Below are 23,244 nucleotides of genomic sequence, written 5' to 3' on the forward strand. Positions count from 1 at the left end.
TTCAGTTTTCACTGGTTCTTCAGCTTTCACTGGTTCTTCAGCTTTCACTGGTTCTTCAGCTTGCACTGGCTCTTCAGTTTGCACTGGTTCTTCAGCTTGCACTGGTTCTTCAGCTTTTACTGGTTCTTCAGCTTTCACTGGTTCTTCAGTTTTTACTGGTTCTTCAGCTTTTACAGGCTCTTCAACTTTCGCTAATTCTTCTTCAACAATGTTTTGTTCAACTGCATCAGAGGCATCAACGGCCGTTTTATGTGCTTTTGCTTTTAGCTCTGCTTCGTATTCAGCAGCGGCTTGATCCGCAACTGGAATGAAAGCAGGCGCTTCATCAGACTTCTCTTGCGCGTTTTCACCTTCAGGGCGACGACGACGTTGGCCAGATGCACGAAGATGACGCGGTGAACGACGTGAGCGAGTACGTGTTTGCTCTTGCTCTTCATCTTGTGTTGCCACGTTATCGTTTGCATCAACAACAGCCTCAGCTTGTTCTTTAGCAGGTGCAGGTGCTTTTTCATCAGATACCGGCGCTTGCTTTTCAACAACAGGAGCTTGCTCTTTCACTTGTGGCTTGTCTTCTTTAACCACTGGTTGCTCAACAGCTTGCTCAGTTATTTGAACTTGCTCTGTGCTTTCGTCTTGTACGCGAACTTTTTTACGTAAATTACGACGTTGACGACGTACCTTAGGCTTTTGCTCTTTTGGCTCAGCATTCTTATCAGATTTAACTGCAGTATCCGTATTTTGAGTTGCCTCTGCTTTTACTTGCGTTTTATCTTCAGTTTTATGCTCAGGACGTTTACGCGTATTTGAATTACGACGGCGCTTATTGCGATTCTCATTCTTTTCTTGCGTATCATTTACAGGCGCCGACTCATTTTTAGCTTCAGCGTCTGCAGTACGTTCGTTACGCGGTTTATTACGAGGGTTATTATTACGACGACGTTGGTTGTTATTACGACGACGATTATCATTACCACGGTTATTACTAGGGCGATCTTGCGATTGCTTTTCAGTCTGTTTTTCTGATTTTTGCTCAGTATCAGACCCAAATAACGACTTGATCCATTTACCTAATGCGGCAAATAAACCAATTTCAGCTTTTGCTTCTACTACCGGCGCAGCTTTTGCGGCCGCTTGTGGAGCAGGCGTTGAAGGCATAACGACGCCTTTAAGCTTCGGCTCTTCACGAACAGGTGCCGCTGGCGATTTAGACATTTCAAATGCTTCAGGCTCAGGCGCAACAACTTGCTCGTAGCTTACAGTTTCAAGCGTTTCATCTTTACGTAGACGCATTACTTCGTAGTGAGGTGTTTCCATGTGTTGATTAGGAATAATCACTACATCACATTTATGATGCTTTTCAATACGGTGAACGCTACGACGTTGCTCATTCAATAAATAAGCGGCAACAGCAACAGGCACTTGAGCATTAACTTGAGCAGTGTTGTCTTTAATCGCTTCTTCTTCAATTAAACGAAGAATAGACAATGCGATTGATTCGTTAGAACGAATTGTACCTTGACCACTACAACGTGGACAAACACCTTGGCTTGCTTCGCCTAGTGAAGGGCGTAGGCGTTGGCGCGACATTTCAAGTAAGCCAAAGCGAGAAATTTTACCAATTTGTACGCGCGCACGATCTGGGCGAGCAGCATCTTTTAAGCGGTTTTCTACTTCACGTTGATGACGTGGAGGTGTCATATCAATAAAGTCGATAACAATTAAGCCACCTAAATCACGTAAACGAAGTTGACGTGCAATTTCATCTGCCGCTTCTAGGTTGGTGTTAAGCGCTGTTTCTTCAATATCGCCGCCTTTTGTTGCTTTAGACGAGTTGATATCGATAGAGGTAAGTGCTTCAGTAGGGTCAATTACAATAGAACCACCTGAAGGTAAGCGCACTTCACGTTGGAACGCAGACTCAATTTGGCTTTCAATTTGGTAATGTGTAAATAACGGTGTATCACCTTGATAAAGCTTAACGCGACTCATGAAATCAGGACGAAAACGCTCTATGTGCGCTTTAGCTTCTTCAAAAACACGAGGCTTATCAATTAAAATTTCGCCAATGTCACGACGTAAATAATCGCGAATTGCACGGAAAATTACGTTGCTTTCTTGGTGAATTAAAAATGGTGCTTTTGCACTGTCTGCCGCTTGTTGAATGGCTTCCCAGTGGACTAATAATGCTTTTAAATCGTAGTTTAGTTCTTCAAACGACTTACCAACACCTGCGGTACGTACAATTAAGCCCATACCTTTTGGTAGTTCTAAGCGGCTTAGCGACTCTTTAAGTTCAGTTCGCTCATCACCTTCGATACGGCGAGAAATACCGCCAGCGCGAGGGTTGTTAGGCATAAGCACTAAATAACTACCTGCCACGCTGATAAAGGTAGTCAGTGCTGCCCCTTTTTGGCCGCGCTCTTCTTTATCAACTTGTACAATAACTTCTTGACCTTCTTTGATCACGTCGCGAATATTCGGACGACCATGAAAGGTGTAACCTTGCGGGAAGTAAGTACGGGCAATTTCTTTTAAAGGAAGGAAACCATGACGATCAGCACCGTAATCAACAAATGCTGCTTCTAAAGATGGTTCAATACGTGTGATTTTACCTTTGTAAATATTGGCTTTTTTCTGTTCGTGACCTGGGCTTTCTATATCTAAATCATATAGGCGCTGGCCGTCAACCAGTGCTACGCGCATTTCTTCTTGCTGCGTTGCATTGATTAGCATACGTTTCATAATGTTACTCTACTAGTTTGTGTCGCTGACATGACGATGTTTTCTCGCCTGTTCAGGTGTTCCTATTTTTAGAATGTGCAGCCTCACGACTGGGTCTTTAAAGGAACGGCTCTGTATTTAGTAAGCAGTATTTTAAATGCCGGCAAACAATAGGGTGTAATCACGCTATTAAATTCTAAGGGGATACAAACGTGTCGGCTGTTTAGCTCAATACTCGTTTTATCCAGAAGTTGGCCTGTCATAACAATCTTATTAAATGCATTCATATTAGGTGCGTAGGGCTCTTTAGCTTCAAACCATAGTTTCGTTTTTAAAACTACCGTTATCGTTTTTATGAGCAAAAATCGCTACCGATGTTAATGAACGCTTATTTATTAGATTTTTTTAGTTCTAAATAAGCTGCTGTACGGTACTACAATATTTGAGCGAATTCTGAACGGCGTTTTTTTACGCCGCCACTATCAGACAAATTATCTGTTCATTGCTTTTACTATCACTTTAAAAATCAATTCATGTTCAAACTTAAGCAGCAATATATTACGCGCATTGCCGTTAGTTGTGCGCACGTGTTAACTGGGTATGTATAAAAGCTTTGGAAAACTTAACTCGGATCTGTATGATCGGTTACCCAGAATGTGCATCACGAATGTTTTAATGTGTTAAAAAGCACCGTTGTTATTTGCAAATACTAAATATTTGCGCTGCTGATTATCCCACTATTATAACTGTGTTAGCAACTAAATTATTTTACTTAAATCAGTGATTAGGCAATGTCAGAAAAAACCGGCTTACAAGTAACTTTTGTCACTATCAACGAAGACCACCTAGGTCAGCGTATTGATAACTTTCTTATTACCCATTTAAAAGGGGTGCCTAAAAGCGCAGTTTACAAAATTCTTCGTAAAGGTGAGGTGCGTGTAAACAAAAAACGCATTAAGCCTGTGTATAAATTGCAGCTAGACGACGTTATTCGTATACCACCAATCAGAGTGTCAGAGCGTGAAGAGTTTGTCCCTTCAAAACTCGATAAAGTAACGCGCCTTGAAGACGATATTCTATTTGAAGACAAATACCTGATTGTTATTAACAAGCCATCGGGTATGGCTGTGCATGGCGGCAGTGGCCTAAGCTATGGCCTTATTGAAGCATTACGTGTTTTACGCCCAGAAGAGCGCAGCCTTGAGCTTGTGCATCGTTTAGACCGTGATACATCAGGTTGTTTACTCATTGCTAAGCGCCGCTCTGTGCTGACTGCCTTGCATGAGCAATTACGCGAAAAAACCATGGAAAAAAATTATTGGGCACTTGTTGAGGGTCAATGGGACTCTAAAACAAAAAATGTGACTGAGGGCTTGCGCAAAAACACCCTAAAATCGGGTGAACGCGTAGTACGTGTTGATAATACCGAGGGCAAACCGTCGCATACCCGCTTTAAAGTGCTTGAGCGTTTTAACGATTGCTCATTAGTACAAGCATCCCCTGTAACCGGTCGTACTCACCAAATTCGTGTGCATACTCAGTGTCAAGGTCATGCTATTGCCTGTGATGACAAATATGGCGATCAAGGGTTTGACGAGTCAATGCGTAAACGTGGTTTAAACCGCTTATTTTTACACGCCCATGATTTAAGTTTTTACCACCCTAAAAACGAAACCACCATGCGAGTAGAAGCACCGCTTGATAAAGCACTATCAAGCTGTTTAGTGAAACTTAGAGCAGCAAAAGCGTGATCTCACCCACCATGAAAAACTACAAGCTGGTGATTTTTGATTGGGACGGCACCATTATGGATTCAATTAGCAAAATAGTTAATTGTATCCGCAAAAGTGCGCAGTTACTCAATATTGAACCGCCGAGCGATACCGCCAGTAAAAATATTATTGGCTTGTCGCTTGAAAACGCAATAGCGACCTTGTTTCCTGATTACAGTGAGCACCACGAAGCGCTTATTGCAGGGTATAAACAGCAATATGCACTTGTTACCACCCCAACACCGGTGTTTGATCACGTTGCACAGGTACTCACTGGGTTAAAAAATCAAGGCGTAATATTGGCGGTTGCCACAGGTAAAAGCCGAATAGGACTGGAACGCCTTCTAGATGAAAGCCAGTTGCGTCACTTTTTTAGTGCTACGCGTACCAGCGACGACGCTAAATCAAAACCCGCTCCCGATATGCTCTATCAACTACTTGAAGAGCTGGCTATTAGCGCCGACGAAGCATTGATGATAGGCGACACGCAAATCGACATGGCAATGGCAAAAGCTGCAGGTATGGATAGACTAGGGGTAACCATGGGCGTGCACAACGCTGCGCAATTAAACGAGTTTACGCCTATTGCAACCGCTGACAACTATCAGCAGTTGCAACAACTTTTACTTAGTTAGTTTGTGCGCTTAATACATCTAAGCCAAACTCAGCCAATAATTGGCTGAGTTTAATGAGTGGTAAACCAATTAAACTATTTGGGTCATCACCACTGAGCTTTTCAAATAAACAAATACCCAAGCCTTCACTTTTAAAACTTCCTGCACAATTATAAGGTTGCTCTGCATCGCAATAAGCACTTATTTGCGCCGTTGTTAACGTTTTAAAAGTGACATTAAAGGGCTCAACAAGGGTTTTGCTTTGCTTAGTGTCTATATCGTACACACACAAGCCAGTTAAAAAAGTGACCGTTTGCCCACTAAATAAGCTGAGTTGTTTCATGGCGTTTTCTTTATTGTGTGGTTTACCTAATATTTGGTCATTAAATACAGCAACCTGATCGGAGCCAATCGCTAAGCCTTGGCCAAAATGCTCGACCGCAGCTGCGGCTTTTAGTTCGCTTAAACGTTTAACAAGATCGTTAGGTGTTTCGTTGCTGTGAGGCGTTTCGTCAACATCGGGCGAAAACGTTTCAAAAGGCAGATTAAATTTTTGTAATAAAGACTGCCTAAAAGGCGAGCTTGAGGCTAATATAAGAGAGTGCTTCATGGCATGTTTTCCTAGCATAAATCAGATTGAGTTAGGATAAATCAGATCCGTGAGTAAAACACGTGAAAAACAACGTAAAATTGGTTTTTTACTTTGACTAACCCACTAACTATCTATATGATGCAGCCCCTATGCAAAAGGTGAAAATTCCCATCACCCTTCATCCGGGCAAAGCAGCGCAACACCGTTTAAAGTATGACGGCATTGTACCGCTTGAGAAACTTCCTCGTTTACGAGGCGTTATCCAGGAAGAAGTAGGTGAAATAGCGGTAAAAATTCATTGCAAAAACGATGAGCAAGGTTTAGTTGTGATTAGTGGCAATTTGTCCACACACGTAACTGTCACTTGTCAACGTTGTAATGGTGATTTAGGGTTGGATTTGGATCAAGACTTTGTGTATTCGCCAGTCGGTTTGGATGCAGAGTCAGATGATCTTCCAGAAAGCTACGACGAAGTAGCACTTGATGAAAATGGTGAAATAGACGTGTTTGAGTTAATCGAAGACGAGCTTATTTTAGCAGTGCCATTAGTGCCTACCCACAACGAAGCTTCATGCAGTTATACAGCAGAGCCTGCCAGCTTTGGTGTTTTAAAGGCGGAAGATGATAAACCAAATCCATTTGATATTTTGAAACAACTTAAGAAAGATTCTTAGGAGAAGACTATGGCTGTACAAAAAAGCAAAAAGTCTCGTGCAAGACGCGGCATGCGCCGTTCACACGATGCGATCAGTGGTCCAACTTTAACTGTAGACCAAACATCTGGTGAGACTCATCGTCGTCACCATGTGACTGCAGATGGTTACTACAAAGGCGTTCAAGTAATTTCTAACTAAGAGATTGCTTATATGCTGACCAATCTAACCATAGCGTTAGATATGATGGGGGGCGATTATGGCCCCCGTTCATCTATCCCCGCAGCCGTTTCCGCGGTAAATGCTAATGCCAACTTAAAACTCATTTTATGTGGCAACGAGCAAGTAATAGCTAAACAATTAGAATCACTCGATTCACTTTCTCATCCCAGATTAATAATTCGCCATTGTAATGACGTTGTCACCAATGCTTGCGAACCCGCTGTTGCTATACGCTCAAAAAAAGATTCCTCAATGCGTGTCGCCCTCGATTTAGTTAAATCGGGTGAAGCGCAAGCCTGTGTTAGCTCTGGCAATACTGGGGCGCTATTTTTTATGGCGCATTACGTATTAAAAATGCTTCCAGGAGTGAAACGTCCCGCACTCATATCGGCTGTACCCACTGAACGAAAAAATCCTGTTTACTTACTCGATTTAGGTGCCAACGTACACTGTGATGCGCAAATGCTGTATCAGTTTGGCATTATGGGTTCGGTAGTGGCAGGACAAGCACTCGGGTGTGATAACCCAAAAGTCAGTTTATTAAATATTGGCGCCGAAGACATTAAAGGTCACGACGAAATTAAGCAAGCCGCGCAGTTAATGCAGCAAAGCGAGCTGATTAATTATATTGGGTATAGCGAAGGTAGCGATATTTTTTCTGGCAAAGCCGATGTTATCGTCTGTGAAGGGTTTGTCGGTAACGTTGCACTTAAAACCTGCGAAGGTATTGCCAAACTTATCATGAAAAAGTTCACCCGTGCCCTCGAAAAACACGTTGTTTATAAGTGCATGGCGTTTATGTTGGCGCCAATCATAAAAAAACTCTATAAAAGAGTGAACCCCGACCAGTATAACGGCGCTTCTCTGGTAGGATTGCGCGGTATTGTTGTTAAAAGCCATGGAAATGCCTCAGCTAAAGCATTTCATGCCGCAATCGACGAAGCAGTGAAAGAAGTAGAACGTCAACTTCCAGATAAAATTGCTGCTATTTTCGAAAAAACACATTCTAAAGACACGGTGGCCAATCAGTAAATTGATGTGCCGTGTTATACATTATTTATTTTGTTTAATTAAAAGAGCAAACTATGGCACAAAAAATTGCACTTCTTTTTCCAGGTCAAGGCTCGCAAACTGTGGGTATGTTAAACGAGCTACTTGAAAGCTCAGACATAGTAAAAGCCACATTTGCAGAAGCATCAACCGCACTAGGATACGACCTAGCAGATCTCGTTCTTAACGGTCCAGAAGAAAAACTAAATCAAACTCACCGTACTCAACCTGCTTTATTAACAGCAAGCGTTGCTATTTACCGTCATTGGTTAGCAGCAAATCCAGATGCAGACGTTGTCATGGCAGGTCACAGCTTAGGCGAATACTCAGCACTAGTATGTAGCGATGTGATCAGTCTAAGTGAAGCCGTAAAACTGGTTGAAAACCGTGGTTTATACATGCAAGAAGCCGTCCCTGCGGGTGTGGGTTCTATGGCCGCTATTATTGGTTTAGGTGATGACGAAATTAAAGCGGCATGTGAAGCGTCTGCACAAGGTGAGGTTGTTTCACCGGTTAATTACAACTCGCCAGGCCAAGTGGTTATTGCCGGTCATAAAGATGCAGTAGATAGAGCATCAGTAGCTTGTAAAGAAGCCGGCGCAAAACGTGCGCTACCATTATCGGTCAGCGTACCGTCGCATTGTGAACTTATGAAACCTGCGGCTGAAAAATTAGCGGCCGATTTAGCGGCTTTAACATTTAATTCACCTAAGTGTGATGTAATTAATAATGTTGATGTAAAAGCTGAAGGTTCAGCCGATGCAATTAAAGACGCATTAGTACGTCAGTTATACAGCCCAGTTCGTTGGACTGAAACAGTGCAAGCATTAGTTGCACAAGGCGTAACGCAAAGTTATGAATTTGGCCCTGGTAAAGTATTAACAGGACTTGCAAAACGCATTGATAAAGCGATGGTGTGTGGCTCAGTTAACGACCTAGCATCAATCGATACAGCTAAATAAGAGTATATAATATGAGTAATTTATTTTCTTTAGAGGGCAAAGTTGTCCTGATCACCGGCGCTAGCCGTGGTATTGGTAAAGCGATTGCAAACACCTTAGTGGCGCAAGGCGCAAAGGTAGCGGGCACAGCGACAAGCGAGTCAGGTGCGGCTAAAATTAGCGAATACTTAGGTGATAACGGTAAGGGTTATGCGCTTAACGTCACCGATCCTGGGTCAATTGAGGCAACATTAGCAGCAATTAAAGCCGATTTAGGTGATATTGATGTTTTAGTAAATAATGCCGGTATTACGCGCGATAATTTATTAATGCGCATGAAAGAGAGTGAGTGGGACGATATTATCGACACCAACTTAAGCTCTATTTTCCGTTTATCTAAAGCGGTACTTCGCCCAATGATGAAGAAAAAGAACGGCCGTATTATCAATATTGGCTCAGTAGTGGGCACTATGGGTAACGCTGGCCAAGCGAACTACGCGGCAGCTAAAGCGGGTGTTATCGGTTTTTCTAAATCATTAGCGCGTGAAGTTGCTTCTCGTGGTATTACTGTTAACGTGGTTGCACCGGGATTCATCCAAACAGACATGACGGATGATTTGACAGATGAGCAAAAAGCAGCAACGCTTGCAAACGTACCTGCGGGTCGTTTAGGCCAGCCAGATGAGATTGCAGCAGCTGTGTGTTATTTAGCATCTGACGCCGCTGCGTACGTATCAGGTGAAACTTTGCATGTAAATGGTGCGATGTACATGGTTTAGCTTCGCAATGCGAAATAGTTAAACCACAAATTACCAATGAGTTTGCTAAAAAATATTGAATTTTTCGCAAACTTGCTTTAAACATACTTGAAATCGCTGTGAAAATAAGCGATAAAAGATAAAATAAACACTCAAGAGGTTTGACCAGCAAATTATTTATGGTCAAAAGATTGAATCAGAGAATTATCGGACGTAAACTACGCCGCAATCTGAAAATAACGCATTGGCGTTTTTAATAAAGGAAAGAAGAATGAGCGATATCCAAGAACGCGTAAAGAAAATTATCATCGAACAGCTAGGTGTTAAAGAAGAAGAAGTTAAAAACGAAGCTTCATTCGTTGATGACCTAGGTGCAGACTCTCTTGATACTGTTGAATTAGTAATGGCTCTTGAAGAAGAGTTCGACACTGAGATCCCAGATGAAGAAGCTGAAAAGATCACTACAGTACAATCTGCAATCGATTACGTTACAGCTCACGCTGAGTAATTAATCGCAAATTAAGGGCAGCATCCGCTGCCTTTAATCTTTATATCCAAACCACCTCAAAGTACATGATTCAATTCCAAACCCTCACCTATCATCAGCAATTAAGTTGTTATTGCTCAGCGTTGGTTATTGGTTTGAGACTCGCACTTTGAGGTAGCTTGGGTATGATCATCCCCAATACTAATAACATAACTAGCAACAGCGTTAACGCTGAAATAAACTGAGCTAAGTTAATTGGTATAATAATAATTCCTTATTGGAGGCAAACCGTGGCTAAACGTCGTGTCGTCGTAACTGGCTTAGGAATGTTGACGCCGCTAGGCAATGATGTGCAATCAACCTGGCAAGGCTTATTAGATGGTAAAAGTGGTATTCAAAATATTACCCACTTTGATACATCAAAATTTGGTACTCACTTCGCTGGTTTAATCAATGATTTTGATGCATCGGCTTATATGTCGCCAAAAGATGCTAAAAAAATGGATTTATTTATCCAGTATGGCATTGCAGCGGGTGTTCAAGCTTTTCAAGATTCAGGCCTCGAAGTAACAGAGCAAAACGCAACCCGTATTGGTGTAGCGGTAGGTTCAGGCATTGGTGGCTTAACCCTAATCGAAGAAAACCACATTAAATTACTAAACAGCGGTCCACGAAAGTTATCGCCGTTTTATGTACCGTCTACCATTATTAATATGATCTCGGGTCACTTATCAATAATGCACGGTTTGCGTGGTCCTAATATTTCAATTGTGACGGCATGTACCACAGGCCTGCATAATATTGGCCATGCAGCGCGAATGATTGCCTACGGCGATGCCGATGCAATGGTTGCCGGTGGCGCAGAAAAAGCGTGTACGCCAATTGGTATGGGTGGCTTTAATGCCGCACGTGCGCTTTCAACGCGTAACGACGACCCACAAGCAGCGTCTCGTCCGTGGGATAAAGACCGTGATGGTTTTGTGCTTTCTGATGGCGCTGGTGTAGTAGTTGTTGAAGAATACGAACACGCTAAAGCACGTGGCGCTAAAATTTATGCAGAGCTTGTTGGCTTTGGCATGAGTGGCGATGCCTACCATATGACCTCGCCACCAGAAGACGGCGCAGGTGCAGCACTGGCTATGGAAAACGCATTAAACGATGCGCAAGTAAATGCAGAGCAAGTTGGCTACATTAACGCACACGGTACGTCTACTCACGCGGGTGACAAAGCCGAAACCTCAGCGGTTAAAACCATTTTTGGTGATTCAGCGAAAGATGTGATGGTAAGCTCATCTAAATCTATGATGGGTCATTTACTAGGTGCAGCGGGCTCTGTTGAGTCGATAGTGTCTATCTTATCGTTGACCGAGCAAAAAGTAACACCCACGATTAACCTAGACAACCCAGATGAAGGGTGTGATTTAGATTACGTACCGCACACAGCGCGAGACGCCAAACTTGATTACGCTTTATGTAACTCATTTGGTTTTGGTGGTACTAATGGCTCGTTACTGTTTAAAAAGGTATAATCTTTTTTAACAACGAACGACAATAAGAACCCAGTTGTTTAACTGGGTTTTTTTATGTGTAAAAAAATATGCAAACAATAATAACAGCAAGTGAAACCAGTAGCATAAGTACCCGCGATAGGGGCTTAAACTATGGCGATGGTTTTTTTACAACCGCGATTATTACTGATGGACAGGTTGAGCATTGGGTTTATCATAAAGCGCGTTTAATTGAATGTGCGCAGCGTTTAGGATTTCCAGCGCTTGAGTTTAGCGCACTTGAGTCGCACATTACTCAGCAAATAGCATCACAGGTTCAAGCGGTTCTTAAAATAGTGGTAACACGTGGCGAGGGCGGGCGAGGCTATGCGCCGCCAAGCGAATGTAATTTAAACATTATTGTGAGTGTTTTACCTTATCCAGCGCATTATCACTGCTTACACGAGACAGGAATTAGTTTAGCCATCAGTCCAATTAAACTGGCTTTACAACCGCACTTAGCAGGGCTTAAAACCTTAAATAGGCTTGAGCAAGTATTGATTAAAAATGCCCTACAAGCCGAGCAAAGTGATGATGCACTTGTACTTGACTACAACAACAATGTAATTGAAACCTCAGCGGCTAATATTTTTGCAATAAAAAATAATAAAGTAATTAGCCCCAGGCTTGATGAGTGCGGCATTAAAGGTGTTTTTCTGCAATCTTTATGTGATAAATTAGCAATTGAATTTAAAACTATCAGCGTTGATGAGCTTACCCAAGCAGACGCGGTATTTGTATGTAATAGTTTAATGAAAATTGTGCCGGTAAAAAGCATAGGCGAGCACTGTTTTGATATTGCTCACAGTCAGTCATTACTAACAGTAGCCAAGGAGGCTTAGTGTTAAAAGTTATAGTATCAGTATTATTGCTGGCTTTTTTTAGCTCAGTGATTGGCTATCAGCAATTACAGGCAACAATTCAAACGCCATTACAGATAGCCGATAACACCCAATTTGAAGTTAAAAAAGGCACCGGCTTTAATAAATTGTGTCGTCAGTGGCAGCAGCAACAGTGGGTAGAAGACTGTTGGCGTTTTCAAATATTAGCTAAGCTCGACCCAACCTTGACCGATTTAAAAGCAGGTTTGTACGAATTAAGCTCAGATAGCGTGCTTAATAACATCAAAAAAATTAACCAAGGTCAGCAAATTAGCTTTAGCTTTACCATTATTGAAGGCCAAGCACTTAGAGATGTTTTAAATACTCTGAGTACTTCTACACACTTACAAAACGATTTAAAACTTGAGCAACTTGGCGAGCAAATAATAGGTAAGCAAACCCATCTAGAAGGTTGGTTATTCCCCGATACCTATCATTACCATAGCAATGATACTGCCAGCAGTTTATTAAAACGAGCAGCGCAAAAAATGCAGCAAACGTTGGCTGATGCTTGGCAGCAACGGGCAAGTGATTTACCTTACGATACCCCCTATGAAGCACTGATCATGGCCTCTATTATCGAAAAAGAAACCGCGCTTGCCAGCGAGCGTCCGTTAATTGCATCGGCATTTATAAATAGATTAAATACCAATATGCGCTTACAAACCGATCCAACCGTAATATATGGGCTAGGCGAAGATTTTGACGGTGATATTAAACGTAAAGACTTGAGAAATTACACACCGTATAATACTTATCGTATTAACGGATTACCGCCCACACCCATTGCCATGCCCTCCAAAGAAGCGATTTTAGCCGCGGTAAACCCGCCTAAAAGCGAGTATGTTTACTTTGTAGCAAAAGGCGATGGCAGCCATCAGTTTTCAACCACATTAAAGCAGCATAATGCGGCGGTTAACCGGTATATTTTAAATAAAAAGAATTAGTGTTTATGAAACCAAAATTTATTGTGATAGAAGGCCTAGAGGGCGCGGGTAAATCAACCGCTATTGCCTTGTGCCAAGACTTTTTAAACCATCATCATATTGATTTTATTAATGTGCGTGAACCCGGTGGTACGCCATTGGCTGAATCGTTACGTACCTTAGTAAAAGCAGAGCATCAAGAAGAAATCGCCTTTGAAACTGAGCTACTTATTATGTACGCAGCTCGCTCACAGCTAATGCACAATGTAATAAACCCAGCACTGGAACAAGGGCAATGGGTATTGGCTGATCGTCACGACTTATCGTCACAGGCGTATCAAGGCGGTGGACGCGGAATTAGTGCAAACACGTTAGCGTCGTTATCCTCTATGGTGTTAAAAGGATTAAAACCCGATTTAACCATTTACCTTGATATTGATCCTGTTATTGGTCTTGAACGTGCAAAAGGGCGGGGTGAACTCGATAGAATTGAACAAGAAGCCATTGAGTTTTTTCAGCGCACCCGTATGCGTTACATAGAACTGGCAAACGATGATGAAAGCATTAAAACCGTTGATGCTAACCAAAGTATTGATAAAGTACACCGTGATATTACCAATGTACTGCGCACATTTTTTTCAGGATTAAAATAATATGGCATTGCCATGGCTTAACGATGTAGAGCAACGCTTAGCTCAAAGCTATAAAGCGCAGCGCTTTCATCACGCGCAGCTATTTTGCGGGCCTATTGGGGTAGGCAAGTTTGAGCTAAGCGATCAATTAGCTAACAGTTTGTTATGTCATAATACACAATCGCAGTTAAGCGCACCTAATAGCGTGTTAACGCCGTGTGGGCAGTGTAAAAGCTGCTCGTTAAACCTAGCTGGGACGCACCCAGATAAACGCGTTACTCAAGTAGAAGGGCAAAGCATAGGTGTAGACGACATACGCGGCATAAGCGATTTTATGCACCAGTCGGCAGCGCAAAATGGCAACAAAGTGGCGATTATTGAAAACTGCGAAAAAATGACAACGGCGGCAGCAAATGCATTATTAAAAACCTTAGAAGAGCCAAGTAACAGCCGGTTTTTAATTCTCACAACCAGCCAAGCGGCGCAATTACCAGCGACTATTTTAAGCCGCTGTGCTAAAACTGAGGTCAAAGTAACCAACACCCAGCTAGCACAGCAGTGGCTAAGTTCTTTAGATGTGCCTAACTACCCATGGTTATCATTGTTTTACAGTCAACCCCTGCAAGTAAAGCAATGGCAACAGCAAAATCAGCTAGAAAGCATTGATACACTCTATAAATTTGCAACTGAGTTTAAACAAAGCCATAATTTCAATGCGTTAGTCGATATAATAAATAAACAGCCTGAGCTTGTTCGTATTTTTACCTTATTTTTAAGTGAGCAGTTAAAACAGCAGCTTTTAAATGGCATGAGTTTTGAAGCCTACCAAGTTGCACAGCAAGCGCTGAATGATTTTTTACAAAATAACATACAAATTCTTGGGCTAAACTTACCGCTTGCGGTATCACGACTAGCGTATACATTACGCAACCAATAAAAAGGATTAGATATGCAAGAGCTATTAGTTGATATAGAAGACCTTGACGAACTATATCGCTGCTACATGCCTTTTTTAAAAAAAGGGGGGCTATTTGTACGCACCAATATGCGTTATGAGCCTGGGTATTCACTCGCTTTACGAGTAACCTTACCTGATGCCTTAGAAGACGATGTGGTCACCGGCAAAGTTACGTGGATCACTCCGCAAGGTGCACAAAGCTCAAACCCTCCGGGGATCGGCATTAGCTTTTTAGATGATAAAACAAACCTAAACGCGAAGATCGAAAAACTGCTGGGGACTATGTTAAACTCCGGCAATCCAACTTATACCATGTAGTAAAAACAGGCCTTATTTTGATTGTAGATTCTCATTGCCATTTAGACCGTCTTGATTTTGATAAACTCGATTTAAACCTAGACCAAGTACTTGATAACGCCCGCGCAAAAAAAGTAGAACACTTTTTATGTGTGAGCGTTACACTTGATCAGTTCCCTAACATGCTAGAGCAAATTAAGCATTACGACGACGTATCAGCGTCATGTGGTGTGCACCCGCTTGATCAAAAAGACGCGCTTAACAAACAGCAATTAATTGATTTAGCCTCGCACCACAAAGTAGTGGCCATTGGCGAAACCGGGCTTGACTACTATTATGCAAAAGACACTCACGCAGTGCAGCAAGCAAGCTTTGTTGGCCATATTGAAGTAGCCAACGAATTACAAAAGCCACTTATTATTCATACCCGCGATGCACGTGCCGACACCATTAATTTAATGCGTGAGCACAAAGCAGAAAATTGCGGTGGAGTATTACATTGCTTTACTGAAGATTGGGATATGGCCAAAAAAGCCATTGATATGGGTTTTTATATTTCTATTTCAGGCATTGTGACTTTTAAAAATGCGGTAGAGCTTAAAGAAGTAGTAAAACAAATTCCACTCGATCGACTGCTTATTGAAACCGACTCTCCTTACTTAGCGCCAGTACCGTACCGTGGTAAAACTAATCAGCCAGCGTATGTGGAAGACGTTGCTTATTATATTAGTGAACTAAAAGGTATTAGCTTTAACGAGTTGGCAAAGGCCACTACCGATAATTTTTATTCTTTATTTAAATTAGCAGCTAAAGGCTAACCTCATGACGACTCTCTCGGTGCAACACCCGCTGTTACTTATGGGGCCTATGGTGCGCCGAGCAGAAAAAACCACAGTTTGTATTCAGTTTGCTACCTCAAAGCAGGTAAACGGCCGTATAGAGCTAATGGGCTACGAATGCTATAGCGAACAAAACAGCGTTAGACTGGGTGAACATTTATTTTTACAGTTCATAGTTATTAAACCCATAAACAGTCAGTTCCCGCGCGACATATTACTACAATATCAGTTATTTTTTGATGACAGCCCCGTTGATTTATCAGCGTTTAGTTTTAATGATGGCGCGTTACCTGCGTTTGTGATCCCCAAAAGATTGACGCAAATATTGCATGGCTCGTGTCGTAATGCACATCATCCCGCAAAAGACAGCCTAGTTAGTTCAAGTCAGTGGCAAGCTACTCAACGCAGTCATAATCAGCAAGGGGCGCAGTTGCTATTGCTCTCGGGCGATCAGGTATATGCTGACGATGTAGCAGGGCCTATGTTATTAGCTATCCATAAACTCATCGAGCAATTAGGCATTTACAAAGAGCAAGCGCTTGCGCTGGATTTACCCGACGATATTAGCCAACAGCTTTATGGCCGCCATCATTTACTCCCTACCACCTCATGGAAAAAGCGCTCTAAATTAGGCATAGGTTACTGGTTAAAAAAAGACGAGCCGCATTTTTCTAGCGTAAAAGCGTATAACCACCTTATTCATTTTGAAGAATTTGTGGCACTGTATTTACTTAATTTTAGTAGTACCGCGTGGCAATATGTTGACTTATCAAAGCTAAATTACTCAGGCGGTAACGAAAAAAGCCAAGCATTGTTTAGCACAGAAAAAGCCACACTCATTGATTACGCTAAAGGCTTAGCTGAGGTAGAGCGGTTATGTGCCAATGTGTCTACCTTAATGATGTTTGACGATCACGATGTCACTGATGATTGGAACCTCACCGCCGGGTGGGAGCAAGCGATAAATCAAAACCCCAGCAGTAAGCGTATTGTAAATAATGGCTTAGCAAGCTATTGGCTGTTTCAGGGAATGGGGAACGACGCACTGCAAAAAACCGGTGCGCTACTTACTCCATTTACAACAAGTCTAGCTGGGGATAAGCAATGGCAATTCAAAGCATTTGATAAACATCTAAACGATTTTAACCATTGGCATTATGAGCTAACAACTATTCCTAAAGTGGTGGTGCTTGATACCCGAACACACCGCTGGCGTAACGAGCAGAACTTTAATGAACCCTCAGGCTTGTTAGATTGGGAGCGTCTCACTGAGCTTGAAGAAAGCCTACTCAGCCATGACCAAGTCATTATTGTATCGCCCGCACCGGTGTTTGGGGTTAAATCAATAGAGGCAATTCAAGCGGTGTTTAACATGTGTGGGCAACCGCTTATGGTTGATGTAGAAAACTGGATGGCGCACGAAGGCTCAGCTAAAAAATTGCTCGACACATTTAGACGTACCGACACCCCAAATGAAACGCTGATTTTATCAGGCGACGTGCATTATTCGTTTTGTTTTTCAGTGCAAAAGCGTTTTGGCGATCACCCCAACAGAATTTGGCAGCTCACAGCCAGTGGCATTAAAAACGAGTTCCCGCGTAAGCTAATAAATGTGCTAGATAAGCTCGACTCTATTTTATATGGCCCTAAAAGTCCGCTTAACTTTTTTACCAAACGCTGGCATATGGAAGTAGACAAACACCAAACTAAAGGCAAAGGGCAAAAGTACCTAGTAAGTGATTCGGCTATTAGTTTGGTTACTCTCAAAGGCGGTAATTTAGACCGTTACCAGCTCATACACGGCGACGGCCACACCACCGAATTTGATTTAGAAGAGCAGTAAATTGGAACAGGCGATAGGTTTTAGGTGCTAGGTATCAGGTTGATATTATTGCCGATTTGTAGCAGCGACTTCATGTCGCGGCATTTTTTAATGTCGTGAGCGACGGGCGAAGAACTTCGAGTTGCGGGCTAAATAACTAAAAGCGAAGCGTCTCTAAACCCTCTTTGTGAATAAATCACTTAAACCCAAAACATAAAAATTATTCTTGAACCACAGAGGACACCGAGGCGCTACACGCTGCACTGAGAATACAAAGCAAAAAGCCTAATACCTTTTACTTTTCTAATGCTCATAACGTTTGTATTTAGTCACTTTCTCTGTTTTCTCCAACCCTCGGTGGTAAATAAATCACTAAGATCTTATTGTAATAATAGTACTGGGTGAAGGATTAAGCTCGAAACCCGTTAACTTTATTTAAAACCTTTATTCTTGAACCACAGAGGACACCGAGCCGCTACGCGCTGCACTGAGAATACAAAGCAAAAAGCCTAATACCTTTTACTTTTCTGATGCTTATAACGTTTGTATTTAGTCACTTTCTCTTTTTTCTCCTACCCTCTGTGGTAAATAAATCACTAAGATCTTATTGTAATGATATAACTGGATGAAGTGTTAGGTGTTAGAGCTTGCTCACGGCGGGTTGCGAACTACGGGTTTCGGGATTAGGCTCGTAACCCGCTCCCCGCAGCCCGTTAACTTTCGCTGCGTCGTTTTTTAATCCGTTTTGGTGCTGGCAACTTATTGGTTAATAAAGCTAAACATAACACCACTATAAACAACATCGAATTAGCCCCAGCCTGTAGCGAATAATCAACCGACGAATGCAGCATCATTGCCACAATAGCTGTAGCACAACCAAACGCCACACCCTGATAAAGCGCTGTTTTACGCGTACGCATAGTATTAATACATAACCATAAACAATAAACCACTAACAGCCCCAATAACGCCGTTGCAGGAATACCCAGCTCAACTGCAAATTGCACATAATCGTTATGCGCATTGTCGTAATAACCAGAGTAGGGCTCAGACTGATACGCGGGAAACGCAGTGTAAAAAGTACCGCCGCCCGAGCCTAACAACGGGTTATCTAAAATCAGCGGGATTGAGTCGCGTACAACTTCATCGCGAGTTTCCGATTGTAAACTGGTTTCGCTAATACGTTGTTTTACTTTTTCTACATCGAAAATGGCACCAATGATGATTAAATCGATAATAAAAAAGCTCACAATCAATAACTTAAATGCCTTAGGCTTTTGTTTATAAACAAACAGCGCCAGTAAGCTCACTATAATTAAGGCGATAAAAAAGGCCGAATTACCCATACGGCTACGAGTTAAAATAAGCGCCACAATTATAATAATTAGCGATATACGCAAAATTATTTTAGAGCTTAATATAATCTCAGCCCAAGCACGTAAGGTTTGTTTTAAAGTAGGCTTGTAGCCGTTGTTAGTGCGTTTTAGTTCGCTAATTAAAACACCAATGCCTAAGCATAAGCACAGCGCTAAATAGTTAGCTAAAAAGTTAGAATAGGTAAAAGTACCAATCGCTCTGTCGGTGTGTTTGTAGCCAAATAAAGGGCTAACAATATCGGGCGATAAGTTTAAGTAACTAGCATACAAAGCCTGAAAAACACCGGCGCAAATGACGGCGTAAATTAATTTTTTAATACGATTTACATTATTACAGTAATTAAATATTAACCAGCTCAACATTATTAAAAAACTGGTTTTTAATAACATTTGTTTGGTTTGAAAAGCATCAACACTCACGCCAAATAACTGAACTCCACACACTAAAGCCACAATGCCCAAGGTAGTAAATAACGGCCAAGTATATCGAGGAGGGAAAAGTGCTTGGTGGTTATTTAAAACACTGTTTGCCAAGTGAGTAATAAAGGTAAAGCTAGTTAAAATACCAATAGCTAAAATTGCCCAAGGCCTATAACTACCTAAAGGAAGGGGAAGCAAAAAAAGGATCAGACAAATAAGAAAAAATATAAAACGATTCAAAATAAACTCAAACAAAGTAAAAACGCAGCCAATTGGCTGCGTTTGAATATACTAATAGTAAAAACTAGTTACCGACTTCAGATATACCGTTATCACCGCCTGTACCACCAGAACCTGGAGGTGTTGGTAATGTTGGTAAGCTGCCTACTGGCGGAGCAGGCTGACCTGCACCAGGACCTGCAGCAGTTGCTTCAGAAGCGGTTGTTGCATCAACACCTGCGGTAATTGCTGCTAGGGTGATTGCATCAGAATTAGAACACGTAGATGAAAGGCTGCTTAAAAAATCAGAGATTAGCGGATTTTCTGCACCTAATTCATCAACAACAGTCTTCACCAAAATATCAATATCTGCGGTATTACAACAAACATCATTCGCTAATGCTCCGTTAAACCAATTACCTTCCCCACTTTTTTCAGGTGAGTTATTGTCTGATTCATTTTCAGAGCCATTATTTAAAATGTTATTTTTGTTCGTACACGCTTTATTTAACGCAGCAACAAGCTCTTCGCGTAATTGCTCTGGCGTAGTATCTGCTGTTACGTTATTAAGAATATCAATAATGCTATTTATGCTCACTTCTTGAACCACAGCATTATTATCCGTTTGTGCATAGGTTGGCAAAGCAGTTAGAGCAGACGCACTAGCTACTAAGCCAGCTAAAATTAATTTTTTCATTTCTCGTCCCTTGGTTGAGTACTAATTGCAAAATTTTAGCGCATCGGTGCAAAAAGTAAACTCTTTATTTACGCCATTTTCATTAGATTTAATAATTTTTGATGGTGGCAGTATTAAATTACCTTGTACGCCATCACATCCTAAGTATTCGAGAATTTCTAAAGTCTCGGTTTTTTCAATTAAACAGGCTAAAACCTTAATACCAAAACCATGACAAATATTATTAACTGTTTGAATATAAAATTGGCTTTGTGGGTTAGTTACTAAATCTTGAATATAACTACCATCAATTTTTACATACTCAATATCAAGACCTTGTAAATACCTAAACGACGTTAAGCTAGTACCAAAGTGTTCAATACAGACATTAATACCCAGCTCTTTAATTGCATCTATATGTAAAGACGCAACATGCACGTTATAAAGCAAACCAATTTCATGTAGTTCAAACACTAAGTTTGTTTTAATTACCGGTTTAGTGTGCGAGTAAAGGGTAAGCCATTGTATAAAGTCAGTTGAGTACAAGGATGCCTTGCTAATATTCAACGCAAATACATCATTTGGGTATTGCTCTTTTACATCTACAAAGCTACGTATAATTTTTTTATCGAGTTCTTCGGTTAAATTTAACTTTTCAGCCATCGCGAATAAGTGGCCATTATTTACCTTTTCGCCTTCATGAATAAAGTGTGCAAATACCTCAAAGTAACACTGAGAATCAGTTTTATTAGCTTGTTTAACAGGTTGCACCGAAAAACTCACTTCGCCAGCATTTATAATCGACTTAATTAAGGTACGCCATTGGTTAACACTAAATAATGACTCTTTATCGTTTTTATCAAACGTAGTGTCTTCACCTATAGTGCAACCAGTATCAAGTAGCGATAACACTTCACCTAAACTCGCTCCTTGCTCAACGCCAACAATGGCTAAATTAGCGTAACCGTTTATATGTAAGCTGTTTTCTTTTTGACTTAAATTATCAATGAGGTCTAGGCGGGCTTTATTTAAAAATAAAACGTCATATGGGGCCAGTAATACAAACGTACCCCCATTAAGCCTAAATATAGTTGAATTTGGTAACTCATCAGCAAGCTGTTTCAGTATTTTGGCTGCATCAAGTACATGCTGATCACCATCTTGGTAGCTTACCACTTGGTTAATATTATTTAACGAGGGCAGGGTAAGCATCAACGCAGTAATTGGCGCATCGTCAGTAATATTATTTACAACAGAATTAAAGTGGTTTTCAAACGACTTACGGTTACCCAACCCCGTTAACGAATCTATGTATACTTCTTCAGTAAGCGCTTGTGTTTGTTTGGTCAGCGAATCAAACGTACTTTGTAAGTTTATAACCATGTTATTTATGGCTTGGGTTACAGTGCGAAGCTCCCGTGCTACTGGTATTTCTTTATTTAAGGTAAAGCGTTTTCGAGTAACTAAAGTGGCTTGGTCTTCTACTGCTTTTAACGGCTTAAATACTGCGCGTAAAATTAAAAATGCAATAGCCAGCGATGCTGCTAATAGCAAAAATGAGCTATATAAGCTGCGGAGTGTGTGTTGCCATAAGGTAAGGTAAGATTGCCCAGTATGGCTGGTTACATCAAGTGTGCCTGCCATCATCCAGCCATTGTTTATTTCAGAATGCATAGTGGGTGCACTCAGTTCAACAGCACTAATAAACCAACCAGGAACTGATTCAACGCGTTTAGGGTTTTGTAACTCAAACACTATATTATTTTGAACATCGGTAAATTTAATTTGGCTATAATAACCAGAGTCAAAAATAGCGGTTGCCATCGTTTGTGCAATCATTAGGCTGTCGTCTTCTAAATAAGGTGATATCGAAAGCCCTAAACTAGTAGCCGTGTCTTGTGCGTGGCTGGCCATTTGCGTTTGTAAGTAATTACGGGTTGTATCCACATCGGTGATAACACGTACGCAAAATGAAATAACCGAAATTAATATGATCAAGCCATATACTTGGGTTTTTAAACTCAATCCATGTTTAAAGAGTCGAGACATAACTACTAGTTCCTTTATTGTTACCGTTGGCAGGCGCAAGCTCGCCTTGTTCAATTCGTTCAAGCATGGTGTTCCAAGCAGAAACGCCACGACTATTTTTAACCTTATTACCTAACCCTTTCGATTTGGCTAACCATAAACCTTGGCCATTAAAGCTATAGATAGGTTTTAGATCACCCCGATTACTAGCAGGCACTAATTTTGTATTAAAATTATCAAGCACCAGCGGTATTTGGTTAGGTTGTTCAAAGTATATAAGCACCATGTGAGGTTGATTAACCGTACGCTGGCGTACATACATAAAGCGTATTTTATCTTCGGGGATACCTAAAGCGATTAAAGTAAAATATTTAGCAATAACATAATCTTCACAGTCACCCATGCCCACACCTAAGCTTTCTAGTGGAGTGGCCCAGTAATCTTTTTTTTGCCAAAGTTCGTCATCGGTTTTGTACTTTATATGCTTATTAAAAAAGTCATTAACTAAATGAATTTTTTGCCATTCGCTCTTATCGGCAGAGTCATCTATAAAACTCAGCCACGTTTTTATTCGTTGGTGGCCTGCATCGCCGTAAAACTGTTTGGCACGGCTTATTATATCGCTATTTCGCAGATGCAAAAGCATGTCTTGTGCACAAGCAAAAAAAGACACTAATATAATGATGCAAATTCCAACGCGCACAAAGCCCATCCCTAAAATGTTAACAAAGCAATTATATTCCCATTAAAACTAAAATGATAGGTTACAAAAAAAGCAAAAATCCATATGTTAACAAAAAATTCACACTAAAC

General features: G+C 41.3%; 22 protein-coding genes. 16 read left to right on the plus strand and 6 right to left on the minus strand.

Translation table 11 applies throughout. The annotated features are described in order from the left end of the window. Window positions 1-2,742, minus strand: a 2,742-nt coding sequence (gene rne, locus A9479_RS04930) for a ribonuclease E (protein ID WP_064662854.1), incomplete at its 3' end; no start/stop codon positions are given. A 770-nt stretch (window positions 2,743-3,512) separates the two neighbouring features. Between rne and rluC the strand changes: the two genes are divergently transcribed. Together rluC and A9479_RS04945 are read left to right on the plus strand one after the other, a co-directional pair. Next, window positions 3,513-4,472: a 23S rRNA pseudouridine(955/2504/2580) synthase RluC gene (gene rluC, locus A9479_RS04940; protein WP_010389627.1), complete on the plus strand. Its 960-nt coding sequence runs from the start codon at window positions 3,513-3,515 to the stop codon at window positions 4,470-4,472. An 11-nt stretch (window positions 4,473-4,483) separates the two neighbouring features. Further along, window positions 4,484-5,128, plus strand: coding sequence for an HAD-IA family hydrolase (locus tag A9479_RS04945; protein ID WP_064662855.1), 645 nt, complete (start codon window positions 4,484-4,486; stop codon window positions 5,126-5,128). Here the strand turns inward: A9479_RS04945 and A9479_RS04950 are convergent. Then, window positions 5,121-5,717 (minus strand): nucleoside triphosphate pyrophosphatase, encoded by a 597-nt coding sequence (locus A9479_RS04950; RefSeq protein ID WP_064662856.1) that lies wholly within the window; start codon window positions 5,715-5,717, stop codon window positions 5,121-5,123. The genes A9479_RS04945 and A9479_RS04950 overlap by 8 nt on opposite strands. Window positions 5,718-5,848: 131 nt before the next feature. Between A9479_RS04950 and yceD the strand changes: the two genes are divergently transcribed. From yceD to A9479_RS05020, 14 genes are all read left to right on the plus strand, one after another. Next, entirely contained in the window at window positions 5,849-6,373 is a 525-nt protein-coding gene (yceD, locus tag A9479_RS04955; RefSeq protein WP_013464694.1) for a 23S rRNA accumulation protein YceD, read from the plus strand. Between the two features lie 9 nt (window positions 6,374-6,382). Next, entirely contained in the window at window positions 6,383-6,553 is a 171-nt protein-coding gene (gene rpmF, locus A9479_RS04960; RefSeq protein ID WP_008109865.1) for a 50S ribosomal protein L32, read from the plus strand. 12 nt (window positions 6,554-6,565) lie between these two features. Beyond that, window positions 6,566-7,606 (plus strand): phosphate acyltransferase PlsX, encoded by a 1,041-nt coding sequence (gene plsX, locus A9479_RS04965; protein ID WP_013464695.1) that lies wholly within the window; start codon window positions 6,566-6,568, stop codon window positions 7,604-7,606. Window positions 7,607-7,659: 53 nt separating this feature from the next. Next, the gene (gene fabD / locus A9479_RS04970; RefSeq protein ID WP_036956225.1) at window positions 7,660-8,586 is read left to right on the plus strand and encodes an ACP S-malonyltransferase; all 927 of its coding nucleotides are present in this window, start codon (window positions 7,660-7,662) and stop codon (window positions 8,584-8,586) included. An 11-nt stretch (window positions 8,587-8,597) separates the two neighbouring features. Then, window positions 8,598-9,344 (plus strand): 3-oxoacyl-ACP reductase FabG, encoded by a 747-nt coding sequence (gene fabG / locus A9479_RS04975; RefSeq protein ID WP_064662857.1) that lies wholly within the window; start codon window positions 8,598-8,600, stop codon window positions 9,342-9,344. Between the two features lie 250 nt (window positions 9,345-9,594). Then, entirely contained in the window at window positions 9,595-9,831 is a 237-nt protein-coding gene (acpP, locus tag A9479_RS04980) for an acyl carrier protein (RefSeq protein ID WP_008109873.1), read from the plus strand. A gap of 269 nt (window positions 9,832-10,100) precedes the next feature. Then, the gene (gene fabF, locus A9479_RS04985) at window positions 10,101-11,339 is read left to right on the plus strand and encodes a beta-ketoacyl-ACP synthase II (protein WP_008109876.1); all 1,239 of its coding nucleotides are present in this window, start codon (window positions 10,101-10,103) and stop codon (window positions 11,337-11,339) included. A 68-nt stretch (window positions 11,340-11,407) separates the two neighbouring features. Continuing rightward, window positions 11,408-12,199 carry an aminodeoxychorismate lyase gene (gene pabC, locus A9479_RS04990; RefSeq protein WP_064662858.1) on the plus strand — a complete coding sequence of 264 codons (792 nt, stop codon included), beginning with the start codon at window positions 11,408-11,410 and terminating at the stop codon, window positions 12,197-12,199. Then, window positions 12,199-13,185, plus strand: a complete 987-nt coding sequence (gene mltG, locus A9479_RS04995; protein ID WP_033102707.1) for an endolytic transglycosylase MltG — start codon at window positions 12,199-12,201, stop codon at window positions 13,183-13,185. Before pabC ends, mltG begins: the two co-directional genes overlap by 1 nt. Before the next feature lie 5 nt (window positions 13,186-13,190). Beyond that, window positions 13,191-13,817, plus strand: a complete 627-nt coding sequence (tmk, locus tag A9479_RS05000; protein WP_016899838.1) for a dTMP kinase — start codon at window positions 13,191-13,193, stop codon at window positions 13,815-13,817. A 1-nt stretch (window position 13,818) separates the two neighbouring features. Next, window positions 13,819-14,733, plus strand: a complete 915-nt coding sequence (locus tag A9479_RS05005) for a DNA polymerase III subunit (RefSeq protein WP_064662859.1) — start codon at window positions 13,819-13,821, stop codon at window positions 14,731-14,733. A 12-nt stretch (window positions 14,734-14,745) separates the two neighbouring features. Then, entirely contained in the window at window positions 14,746-15,072 is a 327-nt protein-coding gene (locus A9479_RS05010; RefSeq protein WP_064662860.1) for a PilZ domain-containing protein, read from the plus strand. A gap of 17 nt (window positions 15,073-15,089) precedes the next feature. Further along, window positions 15,090-15,869, plus strand: a complete 780-nt coding sequence (locus A9479_RS05015) for a TatD family hydrolase (RefSeq protein WP_013464702.1) — start codon at window positions 15,090-15,092, stop codon at window positions 15,867-15,869. Between the two features lie 4 nt (window positions 15,870-15,873). After that, on the plus strand, window positions 15,874-17,733 hold the full coding sequence (locus tag A9479_RS05020; protein WP_064662861.1) for an alkaline phosphatase D family protein: 1,860 nt from the start codon (window positions 15,874-15,876) through the stop codon (window positions 17,731-17,733). Between the two features lie 692 nt (window positions 17,734-18,425). Here A9479_RS05020 and A9479_RS05025 read toward each other — a convergent pair. The 4 genes from A9479_RS05025 to A9479_RS05040 form a co-directional block, all read right to left on the minus strand. Continuing rightward, window positions 18,426-19,748 carry an O-antigen ligase gene (locus A9479_RS05025; protein WP_197487238.1) on the minus strand — a complete coding sequence of 441 codons (1,323 nt, stop codon included), beginning with the start codon at window positions 19,746-19,748 and terminating at the stop codon, window positions 18,426-18,428. Window positions 19,749-19,812: 64 nt separating this feature from the next. Continuing rightward, window positions 19,813-20,424 (minus strand): hypothetical protein, encoded by a 612-nt coding sequence (locus A9479_RS05030; protein WP_064662863.1) that lies wholly within the window; start codon window positions 20,422-20,424, stop codon window positions 19,813-19,815. Window positions 20,425-20,445: 21 nt separating this feature from the next. Next, on the minus strand, window positions 20,446-22,452 hold the full coding sequence (locus A9479_RS05035; RefSeq protein WP_064662864.1) for an EAL domain-containing protein: 2,007 nt from the start codon (window positions 22,450-22,452) through the stop codon (window positions 20,446-20,448). Then, complete coding sequence (locus A9479_RS05040; protein WP_033103306.1) at window positions 22,436-23,134, minus strand: transglutaminase-like cysteine peptidase; 699 nt, start codon at window positions 23,132-23,134, stop codon at window positions 22,436-22,438. Before A9479_RS05040 ends, A9479_RS05035 begins: the two co-directional genes overlap by 17 nt. Between the last annotated feature and the right edge of the window lie 110 nt (window positions 23,135-23,244).

Source organism: Pseudoalteromonas sp. MQS005, from assembly GCF_001661605.1.
In the GTDB taxonomy this organism is placed as follows: Bacteria; Pseudomonadota; Gammaproteobacteria; order Enterobacterales; family Alteromonadaceae; genus Pseudoalteromonas; species Pseudoalteromonas tetraodonis.